Below are 13888 nucleotides of genomic sequence, written 5' to 3' on the forward strand. Positions count from 1 at the left end.
CTCAGACCTCCCGGACAAATCGGCTAACCTGGCGCTGCTGAGTTCGGCGCACAATGTATTGAATCGTGATCACCAAGCGAGAGTCGTCACTATCGACTTGAACTCCCTCCACGACAATCACATCTTCTAACCAAGTCGTGAGTGCACCTTGAATCAGAAATTGAGTAGCGGTAGCTAGTTCGTCGCTATTCGGCGCAAACACCAGTTGTAATAAGCCGCAACCAAAGTCAGGGCGATTGACTCGTTCTCCCGGATTGGTAAACAGCACCTGCTCAATCATTTGGCGGACGTGAGCTTCGTAGGGCGTTTCTGCGACTCGTCCCCGACGATCGATTTCAAAAGGGTAAGCAATATCCATCATTACATTCCTCTCACACGCGTCTGCGTCAGAACAACCGTGAGCGGTGTTCCAGTAGGGGCACAGATTGCTTGGCTATCCTGCAACAAAACTGGCATTCCCATCGCTTTGACCCGCAGAGCCGCTACAATCCACATTCCAGTGATACAAGGCCCAACGTTGGCAGGTGGGGGCGGGTTGGCGCACCCAACAATGACATAGGGCGGTGGCTGTACTGTTACGGGCATTCCCATGACTTGCACACGCGGGACTGGCATGGTGGGTTTTGCCTGTCCACCGTGGGCACAAATCACAACACTAGAAACATTGAGTAGGAATCCGGGCATAACATATCCTCTGAGGGGCAATGAGGAGAATTAGGAAGAAGGAAGCGCGATCGCACGGTAGAGAGAGGCGGTAGAGAAAGATTGTGGCAGGAGTTGCAACGGTAAGCTGAACTAAATGACTTCTAATGCGCCATTATTAACATTCACGGTGACGGGTGAAAGCTTGATGTTAGCGGCAGCATTACTAAGTTCGATTTGAGCAGGCGTAAGCTTTACGCTGGGGGCTGCAACGCTCAGTTCAATGCCCGTCGAATTTAGTTTTGTGCTAGCAGGACTATTGTTTAACTCAATTCCCGAGGCGGATGATAGCTTGACTGTCGCTGGATTGCAGATCAAATCGATCGTAGTGGCTGTCAATTTAGTTTCAGTGCTACTTTCTTTGAGCTGAATGGTGTCTGCTGTCAGGGTGACGGTTGAATTGGCTCGATTTTTTAGTTCAATGATATCAGCTTTGATTTTAATCGTGGTTTCGTCCTTGTTATTAATTTCGATGCCCTCTGCATTAAAAATCATCTTTAGTTTCCGTTCGACCGTGGGCGACTCTACCTCGATCGTTAATCCTTTTTTGTTCTCCAGATTACTGAGTGTAAGGGTCATGCCATGGGTTCTAAATACCTGCACTTTGTCCTGTTGCTCGACTTTGGCATACTGCGGCAATTCATCTTTTCCCCAAAAACAACCGCTCCAAATTGGATAATCGGGATTACCTTCCTCAAACTCCACCCAAATGTTCGATCCCACGGGCGGCACTGTGAAGAACCCAATATCCTTACCGGCATAAGGAACGGAAGGAAGTGCCCAAGAATTCCGCTCGGCTCCAAAAACGGACGGTACCTGAACTCGGATGCGTCCTAAATTCAGCGGATCTGCCACAGCCGAAACTTTGCCTCGATATTTCCCAAAAAACTTTCGCATGTTGGATCTCACACAGGTAATCGATCAACAGTTGAGGTAATCCCCTCACGAGTTAGCGTAAAGCTCTGTTTGTACTCTCCTTTTCGCAGTTTGTGTGTAACTTGTTTCACGTAATAGTGACCGTCATAGCTATAGCCCAGTCCCCGTAGCCCTACCAGTTGCCGGATTTGCAGCAGTGCTCCATAACGCACAGTATCCACTTCTCCTGTCGCCGTCACAGCAGCATCCACCGATTTGTTTGTCATCGCTTGGGCGCGGCTACGGGCTTCAGTGAGGGTGTGTCCGGTTTGCTCGAAAAACGTTTGCTTCACACAAGTTTTGTTTTGGATTGATGGATTGGCGGATAAGTGGGGTCGATCGCTGTCTGCGATCGTAAAGTCTTCAATCCGGTTGCTTTGGCGATCTTGCAATCGACCAACCACCTTAGTAGGCGAGAGCGCATTGTGCTGGAAGCTAATCGAATCGAGATTGGTGTACGAACCCATATTCGCAGTGAGGGCTTTTTGGGCTTTTTCTCTCGGTTTTTTCGGTGGCCCCCAGTAGGCAGTATTCTTTTCTAATCCAGGGCCTGGAGTGATGTAGAAGACAAAGCCATTGCGCTGGGCAAGAAACTGAATTTGTCCTAGATCGGTACCTTGCTTCATGGGGATGCGGTCTTGCTCAGAAGGCGCACTCAAGGGTGGTTTTTCCACTTGAGGCTGCACACCATAATCGCTGTAGTTCTTGAGCAACTGTTCAACAATTCTCTGCTCATCTTGCTTTGGATGTTGAGCGGGCTTTTCTGCTCGATCCATCATGACGCTCACATCTTCACCGGTGATTGTGAAGCTAGAAGCACCTGGCTCCATACTCGGTGAAAACTGTTGATGCGTAATGATTCCATCTATGAGCAAATAGGCTTTGGCATTGAGGGTAACGATTAGGATGACCCGATGACCGGGTGTCAAGAGCGGATGTTTGAGCAGTTGATAGTTCTTTAAATCCGCAGGGCCTAAACGACCCACTTGCAGCACGATCTGAAAGCCCGATCGCCCCTCATCTCGATGAGTAACTTCCACCGATTGAATCGCATCCACGATCAGTCGGGGAGCAGGGTCGGTTTTCTTTTCGCCGAGACGTACTGTTAACGTAATCCCCGTTGGCAACATACTGTTCTCCTCATACTTGCGGCATGGGGATACGGAGCCGTTGCCCAAGTTGAGCCGTGAGTGCCGCCGGATGCATCGCATCATTAGCATCTGCAATCTGCCAGAATTGTTCTGCCTCTCCTAAAGTCCGGGCGGTGATTTGATCGAGTCGATCGTCTTCCCGAATCACGACTTCTTCCAAGGTGGGCAGTGCTTTTCCAGCAGGCAAAAAGCGCCGCTGCACGTGAGTAAGGGTTCGCCCATCTAAAGTGGTAAATTGGGTCGTTTTGAGATTGTAATAACGGCTTGTGGGTTCAAACATCGTTTTCTCCAATCTAGTTTTTCGGTGCTTGCTCTGGTATTTCTAGCTTGTTAAGTAGACTCCGGAACAGAGCGCGGTAGCTATCGGAAAATTTGTTGAACTTCGACTCCAGTTTGCTTGGCATCGTATCCAAAGTCTCGTTGAGTTGCCAAAGCTTCTTTGCGCTGGTGGTGTGCAAAAAATAGCTTAGAACCCCGTTGATTCCAGGGTAAGTCATCGTAGTTCAACACGCGCACACTGAGTGAGACCTTGGCGCGAATGGGATTGAGATTTACATCGTATAGTTCTTCGGTGATGCTGAAGTCGGTTAGTCGTACCGGTAGCACCCGATTTTTGCCCCAGATCAGTAACGTCATCGGCGCTTCCAAGGGCACAATTTCCACGATGCCTTGTTCTGCTTGTTGCATTGTGTCCCTAACTTGAGCACTCTTCGGGTAAATCAGGGTTTCCAACGCAGAGAGTTGGGGATAGATTCCCAAGCTGAGGGCGTTCTCTTTTTCGGTTTTGGACAGTGGGCCGGTGGAATCAAACTCAATGTCTAGTTTGATTGTTTCGATCGGCGCACCCTTGAGCCGCAGGGTTTCGCTGCGATCGCCGCCTTCTTTCCCGCTCGCTTGGGCTTTGAGGGTTCGTGTTAGCGTTTCTGGATTGTATTGGAAGTATAGAGTGCTAGAGATCGCATTGGCTGAGGGGTCAAGCACAACGATCGCACCCTTGAGCAAGCGGGGAAAATTGCTAGGAAATTGAGTCGGGGGCTGAATAGTGACCATGCAAATTAACCAAGAATGAAGGCAACACGAATCAATCGATTCTTGGTACACCCATCTCTCACCAGGAGCTAAGGCAGGCAGACTCTGTTACCAAAAATAGAATTGATTTCGTTGACGTAGCAAGTCGTAAACTTTGTTTCGGAGCGTTAGTTTAATCACAGATCTGCTATTTTGTTCAAGCAAATACTGTTGTCAAAATAAATCAGTTCTACAGACGTGACTAAATCGTAAAGCTGATTTCGGAGCTTTGCTCTAGTAACAAGCGGGTTAGTTCTAACGTCGGTCAATTATTAGTCAATCTGCCGTCCAAGGCATTGCCCCCAGATGTTGTACTAGAGGCATAGCTTGTAGTTCTAGGCTTGTAGTTCTAGATGCACCTTCAAAGATAACTTCTTCATTTTGTTTTGCCTCGATTCTTAACCTTTTGTCTTAAACTTTCATCGTTTTTCATACACTACCTATTTATTCTGGAGCATTATTCAGCTAGACAAGGCAGAGACAAGCGAACAACGAATGTAAAAACCATTTATGTCTTTTTTTTACAACTCTGTTTGTTTCTAGACAAATTTGATTTCATTGAAGGAGAGCTAAGGCAATTTTCTGAAGTTGTGTTGTTTCGGACTCGCCTGATCGAAGTATTTCCATTAATACCTGCGGGTATCTTACGTCTGATGACTACCGAGCTATCACGGCAAATTACGCTTCACTAGCCAGCTGTTAGGGTTTGCTTCAACTGCGATGAATTTTATGCTGCTCGTAGGTCTTTTGATAGCGCAGGCTTAATTCCTCTTAAAGACTGACTTAAGCCGCTCATTATCTCTCTAGGTTGAATTGCTAAATTCTGCTGCACTCACACTGAATAACAATAAGGAAGGTTTGATCCATGACTACGATTAAAGTAAGCATAGGGGCGCAAATTGAGAAAGGACCTCAAGTTTCCATCTCTAAAGATATACCGGTTAATACTTACGATAAAATCGACGAAATCGTCATTGCTCCAGGTCAAGAACGAACGGTCAATGTTCAACCCAGTTCTAAAGATCAAATCAGCTTTTTATTGATTACTTCTAGCTTATACACTGATCCCAGCAAGCCAGAGCAGAAGATAAGTTACGGGGTTGATGCCCCAACAATTGGATTAGATCAGCCCCATATTTACTTGGGCAAAGGCTCGGTGTCGGTCTTAGGGGGCGATCCGAAGGTTCTTAAATTTAAAAATGACTATCCTGCTCCTGCGGCAGACGACAAAAACGCGCCCAAAAATGAAGCGAAAATAGAAATTTTAGTCGGACGAGATGCGCTACAGCCTTCTGCATAGCCTCATTAATCGCAGCCTGGTTGATTCTTTTATTGGATTGTTTCACGCTCAATTAAGAAGGTAAAGAGTTATGCCTGTTACCCCAACCTATCCTGGTGTTTACATTGAAGAAGTTCCAAGTGGTGTTCGCACGATCGTGGGGGTCGCGACATCCATTACAGCATTTATTGGACGCACGGCGAGGGGTCGTGTCAACGAACCGATTCGGATTCAAAGTTATGCTGATTACGATCGAGAGTTTGGCGGGCTGTGGGGAAAAAGTACAGTCAGCTATGCAGTGCAGCAGTATTTCCAGCATGGCGGACAGGATGCCATTATTGTGCGCGTCCACAAAGGTGCAACGAATGCAACTTTGAGTATTTCTGGTCTAGACCTTCAAGCATCTAGTCCAGGCGCTTGGGGTAACCATCTCAAAGCTACGATCAATCACAACACGAGGGATGAAGATGGTGATAATACATTATTCAATCTCGTGATTCAGCAGCTTGAAAATCCAGCCGTATCCTACAACAAACCCCTTACTTCAGATGATGTGGTGGCGACAGAGACGATCCGAAACCTCTCGACTGCTGAAGATTCTCCTAGATACTATAGGACGGTAATCCGAGAAGAAGCAAAGCTGATTGATCTGCGGAATGACACACCACTTACAGGACGACCGGGCGAAGCTACAGCAAATGCAGGTGGCGGCAGTGATGGGGAGGACATTACTGATGCTGAAATCACTAGCGATGATTTAGAAGACAATCGACAAGGGCTATATGCGCTCGAAAAGGCAGATTTGTTTAATATTCTCTGTATTCCACCCCTGACCCGCTCGAAGGACGTTCCGCTTCCGAGCTATGCAAAAGCAGCAGCATACTGCAAAAAGCGTCGGGCAATGTTGATTGTTGATCCTGCCTCAACTGTGAACACAATACCTGAGGCAGTAGAGGCGATCAACAGGCTCCGTGGCGAGATCGGCAACAAACTCGGTACAAACGTCGCCGTCTATTTCCCGCGCCTGAGAATGGCAGATCCGCTCAAGGAAAACTTGACCGAGGAGTTTGCTCCCTCTGGAGCAGTTGCAGGCATCTATGCTCAGACCGATGTGAGCCGTGGGGTTTGGAAAGCACCTGCGGGCATTGATGCTTCACTGGTCGGAGTCCGCGAACTTTCCTACAAAATGACGAACGGCGAAAACGGGATCTTAAACCCATTGGGAATGAACTGTCTGCGATCGTTCCCGGTTTATGGACAAGTGGTATGGGGCGCAAGAACCCTGGTAGGAGCCGATCAGCTTGCCTCAGAGTGGAAGTATGTTCCCGTGCGTCGATTTGCGTTGTTTTTGGAAGAGAGCCTTTATCGAGGAACCCAATGGGTCGTCTTTGAGCCAAACGATGAACCATTGTGGTCACAGATTCGGCTCAATATCGGGGTGTTTATGAACGACTTGTTCCGTCAAGGTGCGTTTCAAGGTAAGACTCCGAGTGAAGCTTACTTTGTCAAATGCGACAAAGAGACGACAACCCAAAGCGATATTAATCGGGGCATTGTCAATATCATTGTCGGTTTTGCTCCGCTGAAACCCGCAGAGTTTGTAATCATTAAATTCCAACAACTTGCTGGTCAACTCGTCACGTAAGCAGGCGATGGAAAACTAATACGGCTCAGTACAACGGCAATTGCAAGCAAGGAGAATTCAACATATGCCTGCCCCTCAATTTCCTGTGAATACTCTTCGGTACGATCCCTATAAAAACTTTAAGTTCCGCGTGAAGTGGGATGGTCGGTATGTTGCTGGCATCAGTAAAGTCGGTGCTCTGAAACGCACAACAGAATCGGTTGAACATCGTGAAGGGGGCGATCCGAGTATGGCGCGGAAATCTCCTGGCCGCACGAAGTATGATCCGATTACGTTAGAGCGAGGTGTGACCCACGACAAAGATTTTGAACAGTGGGCGAACATGGCATGGAACTATGGTTCTGGGCTAGGAACAGAAGTCTCGCTAAAAGACTTTCGTAAAGACATCATCATCGAATTGATGAATGAAGCGGGTCAAGTCGCGATCGCTTATAAAGTTTTCCGCTGTTGGGTGTCAGAATTCACGGCGCTGCCGCAGTTGGATGCGAACGCCAACGCGATCGCGATTCAAAGCATTCAGCTCCAGAACGAAGGCTGGGAACGAGATTATAGCGTGACTGAGCCAACGGAACCAGAACGATTGATTGAACCCACCTAACCTTAATGCTTCGGACAATAACAACGAAGGTGAAACAGTTCGGGTGCGGGACAATCTACGCACCAAAATTGCCGGAATCATTCGGTTTGACTAAAACAGTTGACATCAATAGTAAATTCAACCACTGGAGAACGTTATGTCTAGAATTATGGTTTTGATCGATGAAGCGATTTGCTACGACACCGAGGACGTCACAGGTGCAGATGAACTTTATGTCGTTGGCGCAATTAGAACTAATAGTGGTCAAACTTCAGGCGGATTTGTGACTCGCCCTATCGGCATTAACACGAATGAAACCCGCAAGTTTACCTTTGGAGGTGGGATCGTATTTGACAAAGAGGTACCTGATAGCAGCCCTTTGCAGATTGAGATGATTGTTTTTGATGAGGATGCTTCAAGAGACGTGAGTCGGTATGACCAAGCAAGGGCATTGGTCGATCAGGCAATAACGGCTGTCCCAAACCCCCTCTCCGCAGTGGCAAGCCTTCCTTTAGATGCGATTAGAACGTTTATGGTGTTAGATCAAGATGATGAACTTGGTACGAATCGAGAGACGCTGTTTGTCGGAAGCGTGCCGCATGGCTGGTCGTTTCACCAATGGAATACACAGGAAGCTGGCCTTTGGTCAAGTTGGAATTACTGGATTCGCTATTGGATTGGTCGGTTCTAAGTTCATCACATGCTGTGCTAGTGCTGCGGATTTGAAAATTTAGGAGGATTGCAGATGGTGTCCAAACTTGATCTAATCCGCCCAGATGACTTAAACCTGTGATGCACGCTTTATCTGCTCGTGAAATTGTGCAAGTTTGGGAAGCAGGGCAAAGTCAGCACCCCATCGATCGAGCTTTGGCGCTGCTGGCTTGTGGCTCTCCAGAGCTATCCGTGCCCGATCTGGTGGCGCTCACCGTTGGACAACGAGATGCTTACTTGTTGACCTTAAGGGAACTCACGTTTGGATCTAAACTCAATAGTGTTGCCGCCTGTCCTCAGTGCCGGGAACAGCTAGAGTTTGATCTGAATGTGCCGGATATTCGCGTAGCTGATCTAGATCGTCCCATTCAACCCGAATATGCCTTGACGACAGAAGGGTTGAACTTACGCTTTCGCTTGCCCAATAGCCAAGATCTTGCTGCCATTGTTGAGTCTAAGGATGTTGCGATTGCAGCAGCAACGTTAGTTCAGCGCTGTGTGCTAGCAGTCGATCGCGGTGATAAGTCAGAGATAGATGAACCGTTGCCGCAGAGTGCGATCGCGGCACTAGCAGAGTATATGACTGAGTGTGATCCACAAGCTGAGATTTACCTTGCACTGACCTGTCCGGCTTGTGGTCACGCTTGGTCAGTTCTGTTTGATATTGTGGATTTTTTCTGGACAGAGCTGAGTGCTGAAGCTCAACGCTTACTACAGGAAGTGCATTTGCTTGCTAGGTTCTATGGTTGGAGCGAGGCGGATATTTTGTCGATGAGTGCAGTTCGACGGCAGTTCTATCTCAATTTAATCGGATCATGAGTGACTTTTTCACACGACTTGCTGAACGCACGCTGGGATTCCTCCCAACGGTGAAGCCTCTGATTGCTCCGATGTTTGCACAGGGGCTGATCTGGGGGCGAGATCGTGCTTTTACTGCTTTGTTCCGTCGTCAAGCCAAAGCTAATCTATCGGAGCAGGAAGAAGCATCAAAAGGGTTGATGAAGCCTTCTACCCTGCGGGTGCCTCCATTAGTTGCTACTTCAGTTACGACTTCAAATCAGATGGTTCCTTCAGGGTTGAGTTCTGCACCGATCGCAGATAGAGCTGGGAACAATTCCTCTTTTCCTGGGGAAGTACCTACTGTTGCTCAGACAGTTCTGGAGCCACCTCACCAAGCGAGTTTGAGCAAGGCGCTAACGATTTCTGCGTCTGGGGAGGTGCAGTCTTCGGAAACAATTCAGCCTCAAACTCACTTGGCTCATTCCGTTATTCAACGTTCTTCGGATCAGGCGATCGCTCTCCCAGAGATTGATTCTTCTGAAGTGCGAGTTGTAGAAAATCCGTTACCAACATCTAGCACATCTAGTTTTCCTAGTAATCTAAGCGAGTCTAGTTCAACCGGTCTAGAAATTGACTTGAATCGGTCACTCCCTGAATCCGAGAGAACTCAACTGCGGACTAATGCCATAGCGCCGCTTCCGATGGAAAACCAGCCGTTTGACTTTGAGCCAACTCACAACTCAGATTCTCGCGATCGATTAGAGCAATCCATCTCAACTCATCTTCAAGCAACACAGTCCCAGTCTTTGGCTAGAACTGTAGCAGATCCATCGAATCCGTCGGTGTTCTCTAGTTCTCCTGTCTTACCGCTTGTACGATCGCACTCTTCCCAGACTAGGGTTCCTTCATTGCGCCAAAGTAGCGTTGCTGAATCAAGAGATGAATTGTTGTGGGATGGTTCATTGAGGAGCGATAACTCGGTCAGTCCTCAAAATTCCGCCAATCTGAAAGATTTTGAAGGATTGGAAGCCAGAGACATTTCAGGAACTTCACCCACTTTTCTGTCCGATGCTTCTTCCCTGATTCGATCGAGTTCTGATTTGGAAGTTGCACCACTAAAACTGGCTTCGCCCTCGGCAATAGAGATCGAAGAAGATCCACTAACGCCAACATTACCCGCATCAACATTACCCACATCAGGAACGTCAACATTACCGATAACGTCTACAGAGCAACAACTCGTTCCTTCGAGGGATTTTGAAGCTGCGCGATCGACAAATCCACGATTCTATTTCCGCTCTAGCCTGACCGCTGCGGCGGCTCCCGTTGCTGTTAAACCTCGTCTCGAACCGACAGAATCCTCCGTGATTGGGTCTGACTTTCCTGGAGCATTACCCTCTAGTTCAGCAGAGCGCCGATCGCTATCTCACCCATCACTCACAACTGAACCTGCCCCAACTATTCAGGTGACAATCGGGCGCGTAGAAGTTCGAGGCGCAACGCCTGCCCCTGCTGCACGATCGCAAGAGCCATCCACTCAGCAGAGATCACGGCTTTCCTTAGAAGACTACTTGAAGCAGCGAGAGGAGGGACACGGATGAGTAATGCCTTAGCGATCGCTCACATTACGGCTGCGCTAAAAAAATTCCTCCAGGAAAAAGCAACCTGGAGCGTTCCCGGTGCAGAAGTAACCACACTACGCCCTCAAGCAATGACGAATCGGGCTGCTGATACGGCAACCCTTAACTTGTATCTCTATCAAATCGTTCCAAATGTAGCATTTCGGACGGCAGATTTACCCACCCGCCGATCTGATGGCACCGTGATGCAGCGCCCTCAATCCGCTTGGGATTTACATTACCTCTTTAGCTTCTACGGCAATGAACTGGACTGGGAAGATCAGCGGCTGCTTGGTAGTACCGTCAACATTTTGCACGCACAGCCTTTTCTCAATCGTCAAAAGATCCGAGAAGCGATCACCGACAATGGTTTTCTTGCAACCTCCGGTTTGTCGGAACAAGTGGAATCAATCAAGTTTTCACCGCTGCTGCTCAATCTGGAAGAACTCTCGAAAGTGTGGTCGATCTTCTTCCAAACGCCCTATGCCTTGTCGATCGCATACCAAGCTTCTGTAGTGTTGATCGAAGCTGAAGATACGCCGCAGCCTGTATTACCAGTACGAACCCGCAACATCTATCTCGTCCCATTCCGTCAGCCACTGATCGAGCGTCTACGATCGCAAGCCGCAGAAGGACAGCCTATTCTGACAGATCAACCGATTTTGCCGGGATACCGATTAATTCTAGAAGGTCAACAACTGCGAGGCGACGATACTCAAGTCAAAATCGGTCGTGTAGAAGTGCCGCTCAATCCAAATGAAGTGAGCGATACGCGCATCAGTTTTGTCATTCCTCCAACCGTCAGGGCAGGAGTACAAGGACTGCAAGTGGTGCAGCGCATTCCCATTAGTGAGCCGCCGCGCCCCTATCGCTATGTCGAGTCCAACATCGTAGCGTTTGTCTTGCGTCCCCGCATTACTGGTGAAATTACCCCCACAGTGGGACAACTCACGATTCCTGTGACTCCCGCGATCGCGCCCAAACAGCGTGTGGTTCTGCTGATGAATGAATTGTCTGGTGATCCATCTCGAAGCGATTTGGCAGCCTACTCTTTCACCGCTCCCCTCAGAACTGAGGAAACCAGTTCGATTCCGATTCCAATTACTAACGTTCGACCAGGGTGGTATCTTGTGCGCTTGCAGGTCGATGGCGCTGAAAGCTTACTTGCTCTCGATCTTGATCCCAATAGTTCTACGTTCAACCAATACAATCAACCCACTGTGCTCATCTCATGACTTCTTCTGCGCGCGATCGCTGGCTGGAGTTGAACCAGCATTACTTGATGATGGCTTTAACAGAAGTGCGCCAATGGCTAGAACTTCTGCTAAAGCGTCTGCGCCAGGCTGATCTTGCTCAGGCTGAGCAAGATCAGCACAACGCTGTTCCTAACGTAGATGCAGCATTAAACGCGATCGCAGCAGAAATGCAAGATCCCCCAGCGATCGAGCAGCTTTGCGAAGTCTTCGGACTCACGCCGTTTGAACGCAAAATCCTGCTCCTCTGTGCGGGTGTGGAACTAGATTCTACGGTGGCTGCTTTGTGTGCAGCCATCCAAGAAGACTCACGGCACGCCTATGCCACCTTTGGTTTAGCGTTGAGTGCTTTTCCTGCATCCCATTGGAGCGCATTGTATCCAAACCGTCCGCTACGTCGCTGGCGTTTGGTCGAACTTGCAAATAGTGGGAGTCTCACCCGCAACGCGCTACAGATTGATGAGCGAGTGTTGCACTATCTCACAGGTGGGCAGGATCTCGATGCGCGATTGACGAGCCTCGTCGATCGAATTCCAGTTCCTAAGGATTTAGTTCCTTCTCATCAGGTGTTAGCGGATCAGATCGCTGCAAGTTGGGTTCAAACCTCTTCAGGAACTCGCTTGCCTATCGTGCAACTATCTGGAGAGGAAAGCGGAAGTCAACGTGCGATCGCATCTCGTGCTTGTGCCTCATTAGGACTGGATTTATATGTTCTATCCGCCCAAAATCTTCCTCTAGCACCCGCAGAACTAGAAGCATTAGTCCGGTTGTGGGAGCGAGAAGCTGCATTCAGTCAAAGTGCACTGTTGCTGGATTGTCGATCGCTGTCAGATGCTAGCCGAGAACCTGCGATCGCTCAATTCATGGAAACACTCAACAGTGGATTAATCCTTGCGAGTGCAGAGCGTCGCCAGGCAGAAAACCGAACACTGATTACGATCGATGTTCATTCTCCGACTTCTGAAGAACAACAATCCCTCTGGGAACAGACGTTAAAGTCAGCTTCTGTAGATCTCAACGGAACGATTCCCGCGCTCGTGGCGCAGTTTGACCTGAGTGCTCCAACGATTCGATCGATCGGAGCAGAAGCACAGGCACAAGCCGCGATCGCGCAAACTGCTTCAGAAGGAATGCCCACATCCCCCAACCCATCACTGCAAACGCTTCTCTGGAATGCCTGCCGTGCTCAATCTCGTCCTCGTTTAGCAGAATTAGCCCAGTGGATTGCTCCCGCCGCCACCTGGGAAGATTTAGTTCTACCAGAGCCACAAAAACAACTCTTGCGCGAGATCGCCATTCAAGTGCGCCATCGTAACACGGTCTATGAACGGTGGGGATTTGCTTCTAAAGGCGCACGCGGGTTAGGCATCAGTGCCTTATTTTCCGGGTTAAGCGGCACAGGCAAAACAATGGCGGCAGAAGTTTTAGCAAATGAGTTGCAGCTAGATTTGTACCGCATTGATCTCTCGTCGGTGGTGAGTAAATACATTGGCGAAACGGAGAAAAATCTGCGGCGAGTATTTGATGCGGCGGAACAAGGGGGTGCAATTTTGCTGTTTGATGAAGCAGATGCCTTGTTTGGGAAGCGGAGCGAAGTCAAGGATAGCCACGATCGCTATGCCAACATTGAAGTGAGCTATCTACTACAGCGCATGGAAGCCTATCGAGGGTTAGCCATTCTGACAACAAACCTGAAAAATGCCTTAGATACTGCCTTTCTCCGTCGCATTCGCTTTATTGTGCAGTTTCCCTATCCAGACGTGGCACAACGCGCCGAAATTTGGCAACATATTTTCCCCGCCAAGACCCCCACAGAAGCATTAGATGTACAGAAGTTAGCGCGACTGAACGCATCTGGCGGAAATATTCGTAATATTGCAGTATATGCTGCCTTTCTCGCCGCAGAGGAGCAAGAATCGGTGCGAATGAAGCATCTTTTACGAGCTGCCCGTATGGAATTTGCCAAATTCGAGAAAACGCCAACTGAGGCAGAAATTCAGGGATGGGTTTAGGGAAATCAGGAGGATAGTTCTATGGGAAGTAGTCGAGTTCATGCTGAAGCCAAAAAAAGTACCACGCTTCCAACTCCTGCGGTTACCTTGCAGCGATCGCGCTTGCTACAACGAAATCCTGACGAGAACGACCAGGAAACGATTCAGACAAAACCCTGCGGTTGCTCAGGACAAGC

13 protein-coding genes and 1 pseudogene are annotated in these 13888 nt (G+C 48.7%); 8 read left to right on the forward strand and 6 right to left on the reverse strand.

The features are described 5' to 3' along the window. Position 1: 1 nt before the first annotated feature. The 6 genes and pseudogenes from H6F51_14155 to H6F51_14180 all read right to left on the reverse strand — a co-directional run bounded on the left by H6F51_14155 (position 2) and on the right by H6F51_14180 (position 3818). Positions 2-358 carry a GPW/gp25 family protein gene (locus H6F51_14155; protein MBD1823628.1) on the reverse strand — a complete coding sequence of 119 codons (357 nt, stop codon included), beginning with the start codon at positions 356-358 and terminating at the stop codon, positions 2-4. A gap of 2 nt (positions 359-360) precedes the next feature. Continuing rightward, positions 361-684, reverse strand: a complete 324-nt coding sequence (locus H6F51_14160) for a hypothetical protein (GenBank protein MBD1823629.1) — start codon at positions 682-684, stop codon at positions 361-363. Between the two features lie 111 nt (positions 685-795). Next, positions 796-1599 (reverse strand): hypothetical protein, encoded by an 804-nt coding sequence (locus H6F51_14165; GenBank protein ID MBD1823630.1) that lies wholly within the window; start codon positions 1597-1599, stop codon positions 796-798. Between the two features lie 8 nt (positions 1600-1607). Beyond that, the gene (locus H6F51_14170; protein ID MBD1823631.1) at positions 1608-2744 is read right to left on the reverse strand and encodes a hypothetical protein; all 1137 of its coding nucleotides are present in this window, start codon (positions 2742-2744) and stop codon (positions 1608-1610) included. Positions 2745-2757: 13 nt separating this feature from the next. Beyond that, entirely contained in the window at positions 2758-3048 is a 291-nt protein-coding gene (locus tag H6F51_14175; GenBank protein ID MBD1823632.1) for a hypothetical protein, read from the reverse strand. A 146-nt stretch (positions 3049-3194) separates the two neighbouring features. Beyond that, a pseudogene (locus H6F51_14180) lies at positions 3195-3818 on the reverse strand (hypothetical protein). A gap of 883 nt (positions 3819-4701) precedes the next feature. On the opposite strand from H6F51_14180, the gene H6F51_14185 reads away from it, so the two are divergent. The 8 genes from H6F51_14185 (at position 4702) to H6F51_14220 (ending at position 13712) form a co-directional block, all read left to right on the forward strand. After that, on the forward strand, positions 4702-5136 hold the full coding sequence (locus H6F51_14185; protein ID MBD1823633.1) for a hypothetical protein: 435 nt from the start codon (positions 4702-4704) through the stop codon (positions 5134-5136). Between the two features lie 70 nt (positions 5137-5206). Then, complete coding sequence (locus tag H6F51_14190) at positions 5207-6760, forward strand: phage tail sheath family protein (GenBank protein MBD1823634.1); 1554 nt, start codon at positions 5207-5209, stop codon at positions 6758-6760. Positions 6761-6824: 64 nt separating this feature from the next. After that, positions 6825-7358: a phage tail protein gene (locus H6F51_14195; GenBank protein MBD1823635.1), complete on the forward strand. Its 534-nt coding sequence runs from the start codon at positions 6825-6827 to the stop codon at positions 7356-7358. A 136-nt stretch (positions 7359-7494) separates the two neighbouring features. Next, positions 7495-8028 (forward strand): hypothetical protein, encoded by a 534-nt coding sequence (locus tag H6F51_14200; GenBank protein MBD1823636.1) that lies wholly within the window; start codon positions 7495-7497, stop codon positions 8026-8028. Between the two features lie 101 nt (positions 8029-8129). Beyond that, positions 8130-8867: a phage baseplate protein gene (locus H6F51_14205; protein MBD1823637.1), complete on the forward strand. Its 738-nt coding sequence runs from the start codon at positions 8130-8132 to the stop codon at positions 8865-8867. Next, the gene (locus H6F51_14210) at positions 8864-10429 is read left to right on the forward strand and encodes a hypothetical protein (protein MBD1823638.1); all 1566 of its coding nucleotides are present in this window, start codon (positions 8864-8866) and stop codon (positions 10427-10429) included. The genes H6F51_14205 and H6F51_14210 overlap by 4 nt, the downstream gene beginning before the upstream one ends. Then, positions 10426-11682, forward strand: coding sequence for a DUF4255 domain-containing protein (locus tag H6F51_14215; protein MBD1823639.1), 1257 nt, complete (start codon positions 10426-10428; stop codon positions 11680-11682). Before H6F51_14210 ends, H6F51_14215 begins: the two co-directional genes overlap by 4 nt. After that, positions 11679-13712 (forward strand): ATP-binding protein, encoded by a 2034-nt coding sequence (locus H6F51_14220; GenBank protein ID MBD1823640.1) that lies wholly within the window; start codon positions 11679-11681, stop codon positions 13710-13712. The genes H6F51_14215 and H6F51_14220 overlap by 4 nt, the downstream gene beginning before the upstream one ends. Positions 13713-13888: the final 176 nt, after the last annotated feature.

This window comes from Cyanobacteria bacterium FACHB-DQ100, from assembly GCA_014695195.1.
Lineage (GTDB): Bacteria > Cyanobacteriota > Cyanobacteriia > Leptolyngbyales > Leptolyngbyaceae > Leptolyngbya.